The 19,234-nt window shown below is 54.0% G+C and carries 6 protein-coding genes; all 6 read right to left on the bottom strand.

Features of this window, described 5'->3' with window-relative positions; translation table 11 throughout:
- Window positions 1-94: 94 nt before the first annotated feature.
- Complete coding sequence (locus ACFMKP_RS22580) at window positions 95-2,455, bottom strand: hypothetical protein (RefSeq protein WP_382295446.1); 2,361 nt, start codon at window positions 2,453-2,455, stop codon at window positions 95-97.
- Window positions 2,456-5,266, bottom strand: a complete 2,811-nt coding sequence (locus ACFMKP_RS22575) for an AAA family ATPase (RefSeq protein ID WP_382295443.1) — start codon at window positions 5,264-5,266, stop codon at window positions 2,456-2,458.
- Window positions 5,267-5,898: 632 nt separating this feature from the next.
- A complete protein-coding gene (locus tag ACFMKP_RS22570; protein ID WP_382295440.1) occupies window positions 5,899-6,273 on the bottom strand; it encodes an endonuclease domain-containing protein in 375 nt (124 codons plus the stop codon).
- A gap of 284 nt (window positions 6,274-6,557) precedes the next feature.
- Window positions 6,558-10,559 carry an Eco57I restriction-modification methylase domain-containing protein gene (locus ACFMKP_RS22565; protein ID WP_382295437.1) on the bottom strand — a complete coding sequence of 1,334 codons (4,002 nt, stop codon included), beginning with the start codon at window positions 10,557-10,559 and terminating at the stop codon, window positions 6,558-6,560.
- Between the two features lie 343 nt (window positions 10,560-10,902).
- Complete coding sequence (locus ACFMKP_RS22560) at window positions 10,903-13,812, bottom strand: helicase-related protein (RefSeq protein WP_382295434.1); 2,910 nt, start codon at window positions 13,810-13,812, stop codon at window positions 10,903-10,905.
- Between the two features lie 275 nt (window positions 13,813-14,087).
- The gene (locus ACFMKP_RS22555; RefSeq protein ID WP_382295431.1) at window positions 14,088-19,187 is read right to left on the bottom strand and encodes a DEAD/DEAH box helicase; all 5,100 of its coding nucleotides are present in this window, start codon (window positions 19,185-19,187) and stop codon (window positions 14,088-14,090) included.
- Between the last annotated feature and the right edge of the window lie 47 nt (window positions 19,188-19,234).

Genomic DNA, 19,234 nt, shown 5'->3' with positions numbered 1-19,234 from the left:
AGGGGTTGGGGTGAGGGGATCTCAACAACCGACCCGTGAAAGCCAACCCCCTCGCCCGCGCCACGAGAGTTTGGGCTGGGGTGAGGGAACTAAACTACTTCCATGCAAGCAACAGTACATCAAGCATGCCCTTGCCAAGTGGACTCATTTGGCATACGAGGTCTTGCATCTTGCCATAATCGCTGCGCGAAACGGGATCGACGTGCGCGGCATTGTTGCGGGCATCCTTAACGCGATTCAGCAAGCGGACAAACTTAATAAAATCAAAGCTATAATCCATATCCTGAAAGCGAATCTCTGACTGCCAATGGCGATCAACATGGTCTAAAATGAGATCCCAGTTTTCTTGATCAACCCAAGGTTTTTGCTGTAAAAAGGTGATCTTGCCCATAGTATGGCTATGGGGCTTAGCCAAATCGCCCTGTAAGTTGCCGCCACCAAAAACGCGCTCTTTAAGCAGCCGCTCCATGACGCTGCCAATATGAATCGCCGGAGCCGAGTAATCATGCGATTTAATGCTATCAAGCTGATCGGTCAGAAAAATAGCGAGTGCCAGCGACTCTTGGGCATAGCGATCAAGCAGATGAAATGTTTCGCGCATGCCCAGATCACGCACCCGATTGAAATATTGTTCCCATTGAATACTATTAATTGCGGCAAACTGACGGGTGATCGATTCAACATCCTGGACAATTCGCGCCAGTTCTTGTTCATCAAGTTCGTCGCTGTAGGCCAAAATATGTTGCAATTCGTTGAGCAGATCGCCAGCGGTGCGCAACGGGCGAATCGGCTTGCGTTTATTGGCGAAACCAATAATTTGGCAAACATTGGCATCTTCGCAACACTGGCGGCCTCGATGCACGAGGTCGATGCGCCATGGGCCAATATGCGGTTTGGGGCAAAGAACGACTTCATCGAGTTCTTTGGCTGCAATACCATAGCTTTCCAGCAGTGGCAAGCGATTGCTGCTACTCAGCGAATCAAGAAATATGGCGTGGCATGCCACTTGGCATGGTTGGCCAAGCCGCGCATGGGCGCTCTCCAGCAGGTCGCTCAGAATTGCCCGAACGCTCATTACCCCAGCTGTGCTTTCTGGCTGAAGTTGGCGCAACTGGACTTTTTGTTCAGGCATGACGTTGTGGGCAAAGCCCCGTTTCGGGGCGATAGTATAGATCGGCGCTGGCTCGGGGCTGGCGCGATCGGCAGTATTCGCAGGATTAACCTGCTGATCGAGGGTTAGGAATGCAAACAAGAGCGTGCCATGCTCTTCACCAAGCAAGGCTAGATCAGCAATCATGCGCTTGATTGGTTCGGCAGGAACTTTTTTGTTATCGAACGGTCGATAATATTTTGCGTCCCAGATGATGCCTGGTTCGCGCCAGAATTGCTGATCGTTGTGGGTAACCGTGACCATGGCTGGATTGAGGCGGGTCAGATAAAAGTCTGGCCGAACATCGGGTACATGGTCGGATGTTGAGCTGCTGCTCCAAACTGCCGCCGGATTTGGCACGCCTTGATCGTGGCGCAGCTCGTATTCAACTTCATTATTGGCTGGCCCCCAGCGAAAATGCAAGCGCATGCCTTCTTTTGCACTCTGCTGTGGGTAGACGATGCTGATCAGCCGTTGCTGATCAATCAACAAATCGGCTAGTTCGTAAAAAATCCAGAGCTGATAGAGGTAGTTATCGCGGGTTGGGTTGCTGCCTAACACGTCGTTTTCGGGCGCGGTTGGTAGCCGTCGCAGCAATTGAAGGCTATGCAGCCGCTCACGCCAGCCAAGCAAATCTTGGTAGGCGCTGTTGCCGCCAGGAATTAATTGATCGCTAACTTGCGCTGCGAGGCTCGTGCCATCGGGATATTCACTATGCAGGCCAGCAATAATTTGGGCTGCTTGGCTGCGGAGGCCAGCAAATTGGGGAAATGCCAGCTCACGCTCACAGCGCTCGACAATATCGGTGAGTGGATGCCGCAACGCTGCCGCCCCGACCGCTACGTTTTCATCCCACAGCAGGGCTTCAACCAGTTGATGATATTCCAAGAGCGCAACCACGGTCAGCAGATTCTCGGGAATGGCAAAATCGCGGCGCTGCTGACGGGTAACTAAGGCCAGTGGCGGCTCGCCTGGGCGTTCATCCCAGGTTGCGGCAAGCGTGCGATCCCAATCGATCTGGCCGCGAGCTGGTGGTTCTTCGACCACCAGCTCGCGTGGCGCAGCGAAACTTAATCGGCGTACAATTCGCGGCAAAATATGCTCAAAGAGTTCATCGCGTAGATGAAAAACCGTCGCTAGATCGCGGTAGCGGCTGAGCGTGGGGTTATCCTCAAGCGCAAAGCCAGCATACGAACCCATAAATTTGTGAAAATTGGCCTCATCATGCCGCAGCAGCAGCTCGATCATCCGGGCTTGCATACTGGCAAAGGCGGTTTGCTCAAGCGCAGTTGGCGTATGCAACATTTACAATCCTCGTTCGCTACTGAAAGCCAGCAAGCGCTGGGCAAATTGGCTGGTATGGTCAATCAACAGCTCACGATCAAAGTCGAAAATTTTGCGGATTTGGCTTGGATTGAGATCATCAGCCTTTGCCAGGTTGATCTGACTGCCATTGGGACTAGCCGCTTGCAGATGGGCGAGATGGCTGGCTTGGCGTGGGAGCGGCAAGCTCTTAATAATTTGTGTAATCTGTTCGGTAAATTGGGTATCGTTGTCGCTATGTTGTAAATAGGCCAGCAACACCCGCAGCTCATCACGATTGAGCACTTGCAGCTGGTCGGCGAGCGTATCGGCCAAGGCATAATCAAGCGCATCGTTCCAGTTTAAGCCAATTGAGTGGCCAGCAAAGGTTGCAGCATAGACCGCTTCTGCTTGGGCGGTACCAAGTTGGCGGTAGACCCGAATCGCGCTGAAAATTCGCCAGAAGCTATCCAGCACATCCTTGGCTTGTTGCTGCTCAATATCGAGCCGATAGCTGACTTGTTGGTCGTCGCCGTCGGCTTCGCGACTAACGTTGAGCACGCCGCGCCACGTTGCACGCCCAGCCGCTTCGTTGGCAGCAATCGTATCGAGTTTTTGGTCGCTCAGCCGCAGTAGGGCGCGATAGACGGCGATACCTTGCTCATCGTCGGCGGCATCGCGGCTCGGCGGCAACAGATCGATAAAGACAAAGCGGCGCTTCATGGCCTCGCTCATTTGATTGAGAAAGTGCCGATCAAACGAATTAAGCGTGCCAATGATGCGGAAATCGCGGGGCAATGGCACTTGCACGGCCACGCCATCATCGGTTGGAATGCTCAGTGGAGCGTTGCGCTGACCACCAAGCGTTGTCAACAAACTGCCAAAAGCAGCATCGATATGGGCGCGGGTAAATTCGTCGATGACCAGCCAACGCCCACGATAGCGCTGACCGTTGACCACCACTTCGCTGCGCTGTAAGCTCTCAGGATTGGGCACGTTTTCGCCATCATAGCCAGCGTAATTGGAAAGTACGGCGTTGGTGAGGCAGCCATGGCGCACGCCGTAGACCAAGGTTTTGCCGCCAGCGCTGCGTTGCAACTGCGGAACAATCCCACCAATCACATCGCGGGTGCTCCACGTCTCGGTGGCAGTTTCAATCTGCACTGCATAGCCATTGCGGGTGTGGCGTTCTTCAAGCGGCGGATCGGTTGGCGGTACTGCTGGCGAGGTTGGCATGCGCAAGCTTACACTGGCATCGCTATCGCGCCAGAAAATCTCGGGGAGGCGTTGGGCAAGATGGGTTTTGCCAGTGCCAGGCGGGCCACTCAGAATCACATGCTGGCCAGCAATCAACGCGCGGTAGATGCGCAGCAAGGTGACGCGATTGACCAAGAGTTCGCGCTGAAGCTCAGCGATGCGCTCGTTGAGCACTGGGGCTGTTAGTTGGGGCAATGGCTGCTCTTGCAGGGCGCTATCGGTATTGCTACGCTGGCTGATTTGCACGCGCTCTAGGTGATCAAGGAAGGTGTTGATCGCATGGGCGGTTGGGGTTGTGGCATTGGCCAATGGCTGCAACGCATTGGGTTTGCTCCGCAGCCAATCGCGATCAGCTTGCTCAATGAGGCTGGCCTCGTGATACCAATCGCGCAGCAAGGCTGGGCTGGGCCAAGCTTCGGCGGGATGCGCCTCGCCATCGAACGGCATGTTGGCGATTGGCAGTTGATAATCGTCGCTGGATTCGCTATCGGGCAGCACGAGGGTCAGCGCACTATAGAGCAGCATATGCTCTTCGTTGGCATCGCTTAGGTGCGGCCAGCGCTGGTAGCGATCGTCGGGCAGGCGCTCAATCAATCGGAGCAGTTGCAGTACATCAATCAGCTCGTCGGCGTTTGGTCGGGCATTAAGCGCCACCAATGGCGGATTGGACTGGCCAAGCACATCAACAATTTGGTCGGCGCTATAGCTCGCGGCGTTTAGTTTGAGCGCAAGCTGGATATAGGGCCGTAGCTTTGGCCCCAAGGGCAGCGCGACCGGAAAATCAATATTTCTGATTGTGGTGGGATCTGGCTGCAACGAATAGAAGGTGAAATTCGCCCCATATTGCGGTGTTAACGAACGGCGAATCTCCAATAAGCGGCGATCAACATCATCGCTATTGCTTTGTTGATGATGGGCATATTGGCGGGCATAATTGGCTTTATGATCACGCGAAACAATTGATTCGAATGTATCGGGATGCACCAAATGCAGCAGCATTTCGCGGGCAGCGTAGGCTGTTCTGATTGGTAGCGAGAATAAAATTCGTTTGAATTCCCATGGATCAGCGAGCGCCGCTGAACGCGCTGAAGCCGACAAGCTCTTCCAATGTTGCACAAATTCGATAATAAAGCTGATTTGGTAGAATTTGTAGGTGAGGTAGGCGGTGCCAGTGTTGGCAATGCCTTGGTCGAGCGCGCCATCAAGCTCTTGCGGAAGGCTCACCGGCTCTGCTGACCAGCTAAGAATCGTATTGATCTGCGCTCGCTTGGCTTGACCAGTGACATTACGCGCAATCAAGTGGTAGATAAATTGGGTTTCGGCTGCAAGTTGAATCACGATTGGGGGGGCATTATGGAGCTGGCGCTGAAATTTAATCATAAATGAGTCGCTTGACTCATCAGGCTCGCCAACGAAGCGCTGATACAAATCTTGGAGATTGGCAGCAGTCCAAACTGCAACCCCCGGGGTAAAGAGCGAATCGTCAGTGCGTAGCGCCCGATCAACAAAGCTTTTGGCGGCGAGGTAGAAGAGCGACCGATCATCGACACGGGCCATAGGGGCAACTCCTTTGATGCTCGCGAGGGCCAGTAGCGCCTCGTAGGTTGCTAGGGCTTAGTATACCATCAGGCTTGCATTTGGGCGAGATAGTGGTTAATGAAGGTTCCCTCACCCCCAGCCCTTCTCCCACTGGACGCGGGCGAGGGGTGCGTTGGGTTTGATGAGTTTGATGTGTTCCCTCACCCCCAGCCCCTCTTCCACTGGACGCGGGCGAGGGGAGCTTTCGTCTTGTGGTAATAGTAGGGCATGAGTGCAAACAACGACATCCTGTGTTATCCACGAATTTATGGTAGATCAATAATTGAATTCCCCCTCGCCCGCAGCGTGGGAGAGGGGGCTAGGGGGTGAGGGGATCACGAGCGTCAGGGTTCCCTCACCCCCAGCCCCTCTCCCACTGGACGCGGGCGAGGGGTGCGCATTAGCTGGTTCGATCAAGGATTGGCTGCGGACAAAGGATTTTTGGTTTTTCCAATGTATCATGAACGATCGCGCAATGAATTCCCCCTCGCCCGCAGCGTGGGAGAGGGGGCTAGGGGGTGAGGGGATCTCCAATCATCCCACCGTTAATCATCGCGCAATGAATTCCCCCTCGCCCGCAGCGTGGGAGAGGGGGCTAGGGGGTGAGGGGATCATCCTCCACCGCCAAGCCACATTGCGCGAATTGCAGCAAGTGCGGCGGCTAAATCGCGCTCAACACTATCAGCACTCAAACGCAGCACGCGATACCCCAACTGTTCTAAAAGAGCTTGCCGCTCCTGATCAGCCTCCAGTTGATCGGCATGAATCGACCCATCAACTTCAACAATCAGCAACTCTTGAAGGCAGACAAAATCAACAACAAAGCTGGCAATCGGGTGTTGGCGACGAAATTTCCGGCCATCAAGTTGTCGCCGCCGCAGTGCTTGCCACAAGATTGCCTCGCTCGGCGTTGCAACTTTGCGAAACTTTTGCGCTGCTTGGCGGATGCGTTGGGCCAGTTCATACGGTATCACCAATCGATCCATGGCAATGCTCCTTGTTGTGGTTAATGTTCCCTCACCCCCAGCCCCTCTCCCACTGGACGCGGGCGAGGGGTGCGCATTAGGTGGTTCGATCAAGGATTGGCTGCAACCAACGACATCCTGTGTTATCCACGAATTCACGGCGGATCAATAATTGAATCCCCCCTCTCCCACTGGACGCGAACAAAGGAATTTTGGTTTTTCCAATGTAGCATGAACGATCGCGAATTGAATCCCCCCTCGCCCGCCACGTGGGAGAGGGGGCTAGGGGGTGAGGGGATCTCTCTTTACTCCTCGCGATCCCAGGCCTCAAGCACCAGCCGCCGCGTGCGATACTCGCCATAGAGCTTGGTTTCCTTCTCCTTCAGCACGCGAAAGGTTTCGCCAGGAAACTCGCGGCCATACACATCGGCTGGGTCGAGAATGTAGCGCAACTCGTCGCGGGTTAAGCCATACAGCCGCGCAATTCGGGCATCAAGCTCGGCCCGCAAAACCGCCCGCCGCTCGTCGCTCCAGCGGAATGGCGGCAAGCCAAAGCCGTCGCGCGGGCTGAACCACGCTGCTGGCGCTCCTTGGTTGCACTCAGCATTTTGGGCCAAAATAGTCTGCCGCGCTAACTCGTCTAGCTCAGCCCACACATCCTCAGCGAATGGCTGCATATCCCACGCGGTGTAGACCAGCTCCAGCACTCGCGGCACAATAAAGGCCAATTCGGCCTCGCCAAAACGCTCGGGCGGGAGTACGGGTAGTTGATACAAATAACCAAACGTTAAATTAGTACCACCAATTTTTTGTCTGACAATATAATCAAGAGCTATACTATTGAGAATCGATAGTAAAATCGTAACAAGACTTATAGATGTTGCTCCATCAGGAATAAGTGTAGGCATAGAATGCCCTACACCAGAATGTGGAAGAACAGTAAATATTGAAGTTCTTTCATTTGTTGCATTTGTAATATTACGAAAACCCAATAGCCAATTTTTGTTCCATCTATTTTTCTTCCATTTTTCTACCTCTTTATTACTAATCCAATATCGAGGATTAATAAATATATTTGGATTAGATAAATCTTCTATTTCTATGGTTTCAGTATCATTCATTGAAGCCCATCTATGAGTAAATTGATAAATAAACTTGGCTTCATATAAAGGTAAGTAACTATTAGAGCCAAAATTTTGGAATAAGCCACTATCATTTGACATATGAAACATTGTGGCGAAATGTATATTCCAATGACTTTCATTTAAAGATTCCTCTTTTAGGATTGGTATGCGTTGATAGATTTTCTTAGTTAACTCAGCATCAGCTTTTGTTCTAAATGTAGGACATGTTCTAGTATTTGGGTTGATTAACTCGAAATCTCTCGTCGAGAGTGTAAATAACCTTCTTTTATCATTCAAATGTTCTGGACGTGTTAAGTAGAAAGCTAGCTTTATAGGTAGTGAATTTTGATTTTGTGTCATGGTTAAAGCACAGAAATGAGGATGTGTTCTATGAATACCAGGAAATACTCCTTCCGTATTTACAAAATCATATAAACTAACTAATTGCCGTTTTTTTACAATATCTGCAAAGAATAATTTATTGGTATCATCATTAGCAATGCCACTTTGTACAATCACACCAGCGTAACCATGTTCGTTAATTAAATTTCGATCAAGTTCGGTGAAGAGAGCATAAGTATTAACATCACCTAATCCTGTTAACGGGTATCGTTTGGAAACACGCATAAAGCGGCTAGTGGCTTCGGCGGTATATTTGGCCAGTTCAAATTTGGCATAGCGCTGTTGTTTGCTTGGTTCGTCGCTGCTGGCCCATTCTTTGAGCACTTTCTCACGGGCTGCTTTATTGGCTGCCTCGCGTACTTCGGCCACATCGACCCAATGTTCTTGCTCTTGCAGCTTAATTCGCTCCCATGGCGGGTTGCCCAAAATCACATCGAAGCCTTTGGGGCTATTGTTGCCAAAAATATGTGGAAACTCCAGCTCCCAATGAAAAAAGCGCATTTCGGCCTGATCAGCCAAGCCATCGACGCGGGCCAGCAACCCAGCACTCACGCTTTGCGGGGCGTGTTTGGCCGCATACAACGTGGCGTTGGTAGGAATAAACGCCAAATTCTCCTTGGTCATTGGCAGAAAAAACGCCGCCGTCCAAAGGTTGTAGCGCGTCCAGGTTGGGCGCAGGTCTTCGCGCATGCGGGCGTAGCCAGACGCTTTTATGCGCACAGCTGCCACACTATCATCGGGCAGCGCCTCAAGTTGGCGCGCAATTTGGCTTAGGTTTGTGAGATTGCTCGGGCTGAGCGCAATGTCCATGGTCGTTTGACCATTGAGAATATCATCGCGTTCGCGCTTATTCCGCTTGCGCAAGGCCGCAACGATTGCTTTGTCATCGCCAGCCACTGCTTTAAATGCATCATCAGGAATACCCAAGCTAGCCCGATCCTCGGCGGTATCAGATGCTCTCGGCTCCAAACGCATCAGCTCTTCGGTTGCGCCCACGAGGCTATTGCCCCAACGAATGTGCGCATCGATAAACGAGAGCGGCATGCCAGCGCAATGGCCCTCGATCCATAATGCAAGTTTGCATAAATCAACCGCCAATGGATTGAAATCGACCCCATAAATACAGTGTGTAATCACATCGCGCACGGCGTGGCGAAACTGGTCGGGGGTTGGCTGATCCTCGCCGGAGCGTACCCGAGCCAATTCACGGGCGATGCGCCGCGCGGCGGCCAGCAAAAAGTGGCCGCTCCCGCAAGCAGGGTCGCAAACCGTAATTGAGAGCAAGGCCTGTTCAGGATTTTTGGCGCGCAGTCGCTCGGTGATCACCGGCTCAAGCGCACTCTTGATCAACTCCTGCACCAATTCAGGGCGGGTGTAATACGAGCCGGTAGTTTTGCGCTCGGTGCCAGCAACCAAATCGAAGCGGGCAGCATTCACAACTGGGCGATAATCGAGCAGCGATTCATACACACTGCCCAACTCCTCAACATCGAGCGCAGCATAATTGACCCGTCGCAAACTGTTCGATTGCGGATCACGGTAGATTGATAAGGCTCGCAGCGCCGCCAGCAAATCGGCATTGCGCAGGCGTGCCGTTTCCAGCGCCCCAATTGCGCCCTCGCCAAACAAATCGCCATCGAGTGGGGCGATGCCCAATTTGCTAGCCTTGAGATCAGTACCCTCAAAAATCCGAAACGTCTGCTGGAGCGCAATCCACACATCGTCATACGGGCCGCGCCCAGCGCCGCGCAACTCGGCCATGCGTCGCAAGCGCCCAACGCTATAATGATCGTAATAGAGTTTGAGCCGTTCTTGGGGTGTGCCACGTTGCGCCAACTCAGAGAGCGGGTCGCTAGCGATCTCGGCCTCGATTAATCCACGATCTTCAGCAACCATCAAAAACAGCAAGCGATACACCAATTTGAGCAACTGGCGATAATATTCCAGCGGCGTTAACTGATTATTGGCAAAGCGGTCGCGCAAATCGGCGTTGCGTGGATGGCTCAGCAAGCCGCGCCCAAGCACTTTGAGCGCCGTTTCAACCCCTTCGCGCAAGCCTTCGCGCACGCGTCCGCCCGCCTCGCGCGCCTGCTGGTGATAGTGTTCGAGCAGCGATTTTGCCGTATCGGCGCTGGTGAGCGGCAAGCGCGTGCGGTGTAATACCCGATACAACAAGGCAAACTCATTGAACAACTGGCCCGTCACCAACGACTCCAAGTCGAATTCAACGAAACTTGGGCGCGTAGTTTGCGATGAATCACGCAGCAAGCGCAGCCGTCGCCCGTTGGTCACAATCCCCCAGGCATGCTCAGTTGCGTTGAGATATTCCTGCATCAGCGCGTGCGGCGAGATCCGTGGGCGACCACTTTCAGGGCGGCGATCGATATCGGTATTGATGCCCTCGATGTGGATGGGCGGCGAATCCTCGTTGTCATCGGCGGAGTGACTGATGGCATAGGTGCGATTATCGACCCGACGTGCGCTTTTGGTTGACGTTGGCTCATAGCCGATCAATTGCAAAAACGGCTCGACCCAATAACGGCGGGTCAGCGTCGTGAGCGAATCATTTGGTCGGCGCTCGATTGAGGCTTGAAAAATTTGCCACTGCGCGCGCACCTGGCCCCAAGCGGCGGCAATATCATCGCTCATGCGGCGGCCCCGTGGCAGCCCAAAATCTTCTGGGCGCTGGCCAATGCTCCCGCCTTGCTCGCCCTCGGCAATCGTCTGGAGCATATCGGCAGGTAGCAGCCCACCTTCGGTGATAATCGCAGTATATTTCATCAAATCCTCCCAACAACAAGCTTTTTAGAATAGAGATCTGGGTGGGTAATGGTTCCCTCACCCCCAGCCCCTCTCCCACTGGACGCGGGCGAGGGGAGCCTTGGTTTTTCGATCTATCATGGTTTTGGGACTCCCCCTCGCCCGCTGGGCGGGAGAGGGGGCTGGGGGTGAGGGGATCGCTCACCCAATCATGGTTTATGGTCGGCTCCCCCTCGCCCGCTGGGCGGGAGAGGGGGCTGGGGGGTGAGGGCATCGCCCACCCAAATCATGGTTTTTGGTTCGCTCCCCCTCGCCCGCTGGGCGGGAGCGGGGGCTGGGGGGTGAGGGCATCGCCCACCACCGCTTACTGCACCGGCACCAACACATACAACCCCAGCACATCAGGCGGCAAATGTGGCTCGACCTTGGCCTTGCCTGCAACCCGCGTTGCCGAACGCACCCGCGAGTGGGCCTCGGCCAAACGCTCGGCGCGTGCCTTTGCAAGCTCCTGCAAATCAAGCGCAAGCGTTGGCAAAAGGGTCAAGGCTGCATCGAGCTGAAGATCACGGTCACTGATGCTGATATTTGCATCGGGCTGAGCGTTCGTCAGCAGATCAAGCGCCGCTGATTGCTCCAACCAACGCACACCGCTTGGCTCGCGGACAAACCCAGCCACAACCAACTCTTCGGCCAACAGCGGTTCGTCCCGTTTCGCCGTAATCAGCATGCGCACCCGCAGCAAAAGCAAGAATGTACGTTTGTTGACTGAATGAGTGCGTAGCACTCCGCAGCGTGCAGCAGGAGTCGGCAATCCATCCTCAGGAGTTAATGCGGTTTCCAGCGCATAATCGGCGAGCGCCACCGCCAGCGGATGCTGGCGACCTACGAGGGCCACGCCCTCTGCTGGTACACCCGTAAAGGTCACTAGTAGTTCGCTGCTCTGTTTGCGCAGTAACGGCTCAACCCGTTCGCGCACTGGCAACGGCAATTGCAGCACTGGCACGCGCCATTGATCGGGCGCATGGCTGCCAAGCGCAGTCAGCGGCGCACCAACCCGCTCGGCGATTGAGCGCACGAATGATCGCACGGTGTCGGCATCGCCCAGCACCGCATCGCTTTCCTCTAATTCGCGGGCAACCTCATTGGGCTGGATGCGGCGTTGCGCAAAGCGGGTGCGACTTTCGTACTCATCTTTCTCAGCGCGCTCCCACTCAAGCTCAACCGCATCCAAGGTTTTTTCGGCAGCGGCAAAAGTTGCTGGATCAATCGCTTCGAACATGGTCAATTGAGTTGCTGGCGGCTTGAACAAACTTGCGATCAGCGCATCGACCACGGTTTCATTATCAACTGGCAGCGGTACGCTAATACCGAGGGTTCGATGGATCGTTACTGCTTTGCGCAAGAGCACCTTCATCACCGCCTCATCGATTGGATTATCCTCGCCGCGCACCAACGCCATGCGCACCACATCCTTTGGCTGACCATAACGATCAACCCGACCCTCGCGTTGCTCCAAGCGGTTGGGATTCCACGGCAAATCATAGTGAATTACCGCGTTAAAGGCTTCTTGCAAGTTGATACCTTCGCTGAGACAGTCGGTCGCAACCAAGATCCGGTGTGGGCTGGCGCTTAGCTCGGCAATCAGCGTTTCGCGTTCTTCCTCGCTATGATCGCCAGTTACTGCCAAGATGCGGGTATCGTTGCCTGGCTTGAGTGCGCGGCTTAGCTCCTCGGCCACATAGCGGGCAGTTGCAATATAGCGGCAATAAATAATTGGCTGAAAGTTATCCTTGAGCAGTCGCGCTACCACCGGCACGATGCTTTGCAACTTAGGATCATTGGCTCCGCGCAGCTGGCGAGCTTTCTCGGCAAATTTTTGCAGCCGCTCAGCCTCGCTAGCGGTACTGCCTTCCTCGATGACATGGGTTGGCTCAACATCGTCATCGGCGGCTGGTGTGCTGCGATCGTGAATCGAGCTACGAAAGAAATCATCGTCAAATGTCAATGTCAAATCGCTGTTTTCGGGGCCAGCATTGTTACGAGCGCGGGTTGATAAGGCTTTTTCTGCTGCTGCTGGGCTACTCATAACACAACGCAACAGTGCCAGCGCCGCCCAATAACGAACCCGAACTCGGGCCGCAACCCGTGGGGCGTTGGCATCGCGCAGCGTCTCGTGCACCAATTCGCGCGCAAACTCAAACACATCGTTAAACAACGAACGATAGCCCGACGATTGCGCCAGCCGATAGGTAACATCGCGCTCGACTTTGCCATCGCGCACCATATTTTCGCGGCGGGGAAAGGGCGTATCTTCGTTCATCCAGCGCTCAACATCGCGGCGGCGACGTTGCACAAAGTGTTGCGCCAGCAGATCACGTTGTTTTTCCGTGAGGCTGGTCATTGAGAAATGCTCAAATTCGGGCCGCAACAAGCCAAGCAGCGAAACAAACGCATCCTCAATCCCGCTGTGGGGCGTGGCCGAAAGCAAGAGCAAATGGCGCTTGGCCTCGCTCGCAATTTCGTGAATCAGCTCATAGCGTTGTTGCTGGCCCGATCCCCGTCCGCCTGGGCGAGCCGCAGTATGCACCTCATCGACAATCACCAGTTCGGGGCAGGCCCGCAGAAAATTAGCTCGATGACGATCATGTTTGACATAATCAATACTGGCAATTGTAAACGGATAATATTTAAAAATACTTTCATCGCTGTTGGGCAAGCTGCGTTCAAGCGCTGCCGCCGTACTAGAGCGTACCACGACTGCCTCGATGCCAAACTTTTGCTCCAACTCACGCCGCCATTGATCGCACAGATGCGGCGGGCAGAGCACCGTAAAGCGCTGAATCTCACCGCGATCGAGCAATTCGCGCACAATCAGCGCGGCCTCAACCGTCTTGCCGACCCCAACATCATCGGCGATCAGCAGGCGTACCGGGTCGAGCCGCAGCGCCATCAGTAGCGGCACCAGCTGGTAGGGCCGTGGGCGAGCAGCTAAGCGCCCAAGTGAGCGAAACGGCCCAGCGCCATTGCGCAAACTCAGCCGTGCCGCATTGCGCAACAACTGCCCCGCCACAAAATCGCCAGCTGCGCTTGGATCAGGCGCTGGAAATTGGGCTTGGCTGACACTATCGCCCTCAATTGGCAGATAAATGCCACAGCTTTCGCCGTCAATTCCACCCAGTGGCCGCAGCATCAGAATATCCGCATGAGCTGATGGCTGAACCACCCACTCGCGATTCCGACAGCGAACAATCGAGCCAACCCCAAACTGTGCCATCCAATCACCTCATCTACTACAAAAGCCTGCTCGATTTGCAAAGTTCCCTCACCCCCCGCCCCTCTCCCACTGAACGCGGGCGAGGGGAGCCTTGGTTTTTCCAATGCATCATGATTCTGGGTTTTGTTGATCCTGATTCTCGGTTTGTTCCCCCTCGCCCGCCACGTGGGAGAGGGGGCTAGGGGGTGAGGGAATTCACCCAATCCTGATTCTCGGTTGTTCCCCCTCGCCCGCCACGTGGGAGAGGGGGCTAGGGGGTGAGGGGATCTTAACCCTCAATCCTCAAAAGGCTTGCGGCCTGCAATTTGTGGCTCCAATGGCTGGCCCTGCTGCACGATGATCACCTTTAATCCAGCTTCTTCTAAGTTAAACCGCAGTTCATCCAGCGATTCACCAACTTCGGCGCATAGCACACAGGTTGTCGGGCTGCCTGGCCGTGCCGCATAGAACAAATGCGGGCGAAGCCCAAACTTCTCCGGTTCAACTTCATCAGGTAGATTGCGTCCAGTGCTATGCAGCAATGTCAGCACTTCGCGCACAAATGCCGATTCAGTTTGGGCCAGCAGTGCATCGAACTCTGTTTCGCTTGAATGACTCGTTTTTGTAACGTGATCATGGCTTAGTTGCAGTAACAGATCCCGCACTGCATAGCGGTTGAGATAGGCATGTTCTGGCTGATTGGCATAGGAAAGCAAGCAGTGATAACAGCCACGAACGCATTCGCCAGCCCGCTCGGCCTGATTCTCGCCAGTCTCAGGATCAAAGTGGCAAATTTCGAGCGCAGCCCGCGCAATTCGCGCCAAAGCCTGTGGATCATCGACCAGATGGCGTAATACCCCAGCACCACCTTCTGACGCTTCCCACAGCAACATCCGTCGATTCGCTTTATAGCCCAGCACTTGCGCGCCTAATTCCTGCTCCTCAAGCTGAAAAATTGCCAGAATCCCCCGCACCAGCGCAGCTTGGAGGCTGAACAGCAATTCAGAATTATCGGCAACCTCAGCAGCTGGCTGCACCAATAAGATGTTGCGCGTATCGTTGACAACAAGCCGCACATTGCGCTTAATCTCGTTGGAATCATCGGCGCTTGGACTATCCTCTTCTGGATTTTTGGCCCACAAGCCTGAGCGTAAATCAATATTGAAGCCCTTACTCCGCGAACGTCGCCAGCCGTGATTGATCCGCCACATCGTTGCTGCATGGCCATAATTCAGTTCGATCGCTGTAGCATCGCTTGTCTGCGCATCCACCCGCCGCAGCCCGCTATGATTCGGCGAAAACTGATAGTGGGCCGAGATCTCAAATCCGAAGCGCACTCGTTCCTCTTCTTGACTGGTAATACGTTGAATCGCTTGCGCCGTGACCGTTGTCATTGGCAAGAGATCCTGAAGCGTCTCGCTGGTTTCGTCATCGAAGCGCGCATCACAGTTGCCACAACGATCGTGCTGGGTTGTTGGATCGTTGTGGAAATAGCCACACACAAGGCAAACTTTGGCTTGAATAAAGCGCTGTTGGGCGTTGGCTGCTGGCAGCGCCGAGCGAATAATGCGATACTGTTTGCCCTCGTGATAAATGACGTTGCGTGGGCCAAACTCGCTGAGCGCCAAAAAGCGTGGCCGAGCCAAATATTCGCCCTCACCAGCTTGATCGCGCAAAAATGCCCGCACTGGCAGCCGTGGAAAATTATAGCCCGGCAAGAACCCTTCGCTTGCAAAATAGCGATAGGGATAGAAATCTGCATCGCTGCCCGATTCGCTGCGTGACTGATTGCAGAGAATATCCTTCTGGCGCAGCGCTTCATCGTGGCGACGGCGCGCTTGGTCGGCCTCGCGCCCGCGCCCTGAGCGCTGATGGCTCAGATCCATGCTCAGTCGGGCCTCGCGCACTTGTTCGTCGGCGGCACGGTATAGCTCGCGCCAGCGTTCACAGGCCGCATTGAAATGGGCGGCGGCATCGGCCAGCGTGCGCTCGACATAATCAGCGCCAAAGCCCGGCACAGTCGCCAGATCAAGCTGACACTCGTTGATAATTTGCTGACATGCCACAACACATTGTGCGTGTTGGGCGGGCGAAAGCTGAATATGCGCCTGAACCTCCGGCCAGAGTGGATAATCAGCCTGGCTTGTATCGATCAAATCGAGCATTGAGTGGCGCATGCCCAAGCCTGTTTTGCTCAACCAAACTGCGTGAATATGCGCCCGCAACAAATCCTCGTTGGCTAAATCGATCTGCGGTGGCGCAACCACGCCTGCCACCATTGCCGATTGCCGATCAAAGAAATATTGATCATGGCCGCTGCCAACCGAACAATAGGTTTCGATCAGCGCTGGTTGGCCTGAACGCCCAGCCCGCCCAGAGCGTTGCGCATAATTGGCAGGTGTGGGCGGCACATTACGCATATGTACCACATTCAAATCGCCAATATCGATCCCAAGTTCCATTGTCGGCGAGCAAAAAAGCACTGGTAATGTACCCTTGCCAAAGTCCTGCTCACGCGCTTGACGTTTGGCTTGTGGCACTTGGCCGGTATGCTCGCGGCCTTCCAGCCCTTGAAAATTTAAGGCCATGCGTTGATAGAGATCCCGAAAGAATGGGTTGGCGTGGTGTGGTGCGGGTATGATGCCTTTCAGCGTACGCGATCGAACTGGATCACGCGGCGGCGGGTTGCCATCGCCGACTTTCCACAGTAGCGCATCACGGCTAATTTGCAGCACTCGATGCTGACCATCGCCACTATCAGTTAAAATATTGCCAACCAAGGCATCAACCAAGGTGGTAATCAGCGGCCAATATTCCTTCTCAGTCAGGGTTTTATGCAGTGCGGGCCACGTTTGCTCAGCCCGTAAAAATCGGCCTAGGGCCGAGCCAGCACTCAAGCTCTTGCCATTACCTGGGCTGCTGCCATCGGGAGCTGGCACGATAAATCGTCCTGCGAGAGCCAGTTCGCGTTCTTCGAGTTGCCAATTGGCGGTGAGCAGCGCCGCGATACTGGTGCGCATGCGTTTCTGCTCTTGTTCATCCAAACAAGGCGCATTGATTGCCAAGTCACTGCGCATATAATCCAGCATAATGCGCATAACCCGTTCGCGATCGGCAGGGGTTGTTGCTGCAAGCAGTTCATGATTTTGCCATAATGCTGCTTGATTGGCTAGCTCGGCAACCCCATCGTAATCAATGCGCAGCAACCCTGCTTGCTCCAAATTTGGCTGCGTAATCCGCCAGCCTCGGCGTAAATCCTCGTAAATACGATACTCGATTAACCGAATCATGGCATCGTCAATCTTGGCGAGGCGGTTGGGCAAGGTTGTTGGATCTTGCGCATAGGCTGCTTGCGGAAGATTAAGCTGCGCAAAGACCGCTTGAGCGATTGTGGTATAGTCGAGCGCGCTGCCCGCTGGTTGCTGGCTGAGTGCAGCATAAATTGCGGCCCGTAGTCGAGCCACGCTCACAAAGTCGTTAAAATGGCCAGCTTGCAACGAGGCATCTTGGCGATTATCGGTAAAACTCAAAATCTTTTGGGCCGAGGGTTCGTCGGGCAATGCTGTGCGTAGTTCGCCAACGGTTGCCAAGGAAAGCACCGTTGTGGCGGTAGAGCGACCTTCGCTGCTCAAGCGTGCCAGCTTGCTAAAATCGTTTTTCTCGCGTTTGGTATAGACAACTCCACAATTAAGACAGCTCATAAACGGGCTGGGTACAAACCACGCAGCGGTTGCGTTGGGCGCAGTTTGCGCCGCAACCGCTCCATCGGTGTACACTGAGAGTCGTTTTGGAATAAACTGCTTAAAGTCTTTTTTGACGCTGCCACGCCCATGTTTCGCGGGGTTGAACCAGCTATCCGGTAATAGATCGATTGCATCCTCGCTCCAAGCATCTTCGCCAAGCAAGGCATAGCCTGGGGTACTGGTACTACTCTCATCGCCCTGTGAGAATGGCTGGCGGGGCAGCAGTATTTGCCCATAGTCATCATACGAACATTGATAATAATGCTGACCACAATGGCGACAAAAAACCAGCGGAAATAGGATGCGGGGATTTTGGCTATCGCCAATTGAGTGCTGACCTTCGAGCGTGAGTTTGCGCTCTGGGGGATGTTCCAAGGTGGCGTACACCGTACCGCCTTGCGAGATGAATTGATGCAGTTTAAAGGTAAAGGCTGGGCGCGCATTTTGGGGGTCGGTGATGGTGCTCCCAAGCTGCAACATCGCTTGCAATTGTTGCAGACAAATGGCATATTCAACGCCAGTTAGCTCCGCCAAGGCTTGCGCACCTTGAGCCAAGGTTTTTGGTTCGGCGCGGCGCAATGGCTTGGTGCTATCAACAATAACCCCAAACGTCTGTTCGATCCAAGCAGCGAAAGGATTATTTTTGAATGAATTCCAATCCATGGTTGTGGGAATTGGTTGCAGCAGCAGCGGGCGAATTTCGTGCGCTGGCGGCGAGCCAAAGTAACTGACCGATTTAATCAGCTGTTCTTCGATAATTTGGCTGGTTGGAATCGTGACCCCAAATACGCTGCTGGCAATCGTTGCAACTGCCTGCTTGCGATCAGCAGCGATAGTGCTGCTGGCCATTGTGGCACTCGTGCCAATACAGATTAAGTTGGGGTTGCCGCTCCGTTCGCGCAAGCGCCGAACAAGCAAGGCCACATCGCCACCCTGACGGCCACGGTAGGTATGGAGTTCGTCGAGCACCAGAAATTGCAGATCGGCTGTGTGCTTATCGACAAATGGCGCTTCCTCGGGGCGGGTGAGCATCAGCTCAAGCATAACATAATTGGTTAACAGAATATGGGGTGGGTTCGCCTGAATCGCCTGCTTTTCCTCTTCCTTATTTTGGCCAGTATAGCTCTCCACGCGCAGCGGGCACGCGCCATCGCCAAGATTGGCCAGAAATGCTTTGATGGCCTCCATTTGCGAGTTGATCAATGCATTCATAGGGTAGACGATAATTGCCCGTACCTTGCCAGCTTCCGGCTGATGCTTGAGAACATGGTCAAAAATTGGCAGGATATAGGTTAGGCTTTTGCCCGAGCCTGTGCCAGTTGTCACGATATAATGCTTCTTTTCCTGTGCCAAGCCGAGTGCGGTAATTTGATGGCTATACAGTTGCAGTGAACGTAATTGTTTTTGCGCGTTATATTTTTGAAAGATGAGTCTACATAACGGATGCAGTTTCTGCGCCGTCACCAATTGCTCAACCGAGCCACCTTGTTCGTAGGCTGGTGAAAGTTGAATCAGCGAATCCGGCCACAGCGAACCACTCTGGAGTTTGTTGCTGACAAACTGTTGAATCGCCGGATCAAGAATTGTGAGGAAGCCTTGGGTATATTGACTATACTGATCAATCACCCGATCGCGAAGCTGAAAAATATCCATAATGCTCCCGCTAACTACAGCGTCAGACAACATGTGGAGCTGGCTTT

The organism is Herpetosiphon sp. NSE202 (genome assembly GCF_042688385.1).
Lineage (GTDB): Bacteria > Chloroflexota > Chloroflexia > Chloroflexales > Herpetosiphonaceae > Herpetosiphon.
This window is presented reverse-complemented; position numbering and strand designations above follow the sequence as displayed.

What these genes read in the sequence shown, in the direction of transcription:
- ACFMKP_RS22570 (WP_382295440.1), bottom strand. Translation starts at nt 6,273, where the DNA reads ATGGATCGATTGGTGATACCGTATGAACTGGCCCAACGCATCCGCCAA.
- ACFMKP_RS22565 (WP_382295437.1), bottom strand. Translation starts at nt 10,559, where the DNA reads ATGAAATATACTGCGATTATCACCGAAGGTGGGCTGCTACCTGCCGAT.
- ACFMKP_RS22555 (WP_382295431.1), bottom strand. Translation starts at nt 19,187, where the DNA reads ATGGATATTTTTCAGCTTCGCGATCGGGTGATTGATCAGTATAGTCAA.
- ACFMKP_RS22575 (WP_382295443.1), bottom strand. Translation starts at nt 5,266, where the DNA reads ATGGCCCGTGTCGATGATCGGTCGCTCTTCTACCTCGCCGCCAAAAGC.
- ACFMKP_RS22560 (WP_382295434.1), bottom strand. Translation starts at nt 13,812, where the DNA reads ATGGCACAGTTTGGGGTTGGCTCGATTGTTCGCTGTCGGAATCGCGAG.
- ACFMKP_RS22580 (WP_382295446.1), bottom strand. Translation starts at nt 2,455, where the DNA reads ATGTTGCATACGCCAACTGCGCTTGAGCAAACCGCCTTTGCCAGTATG.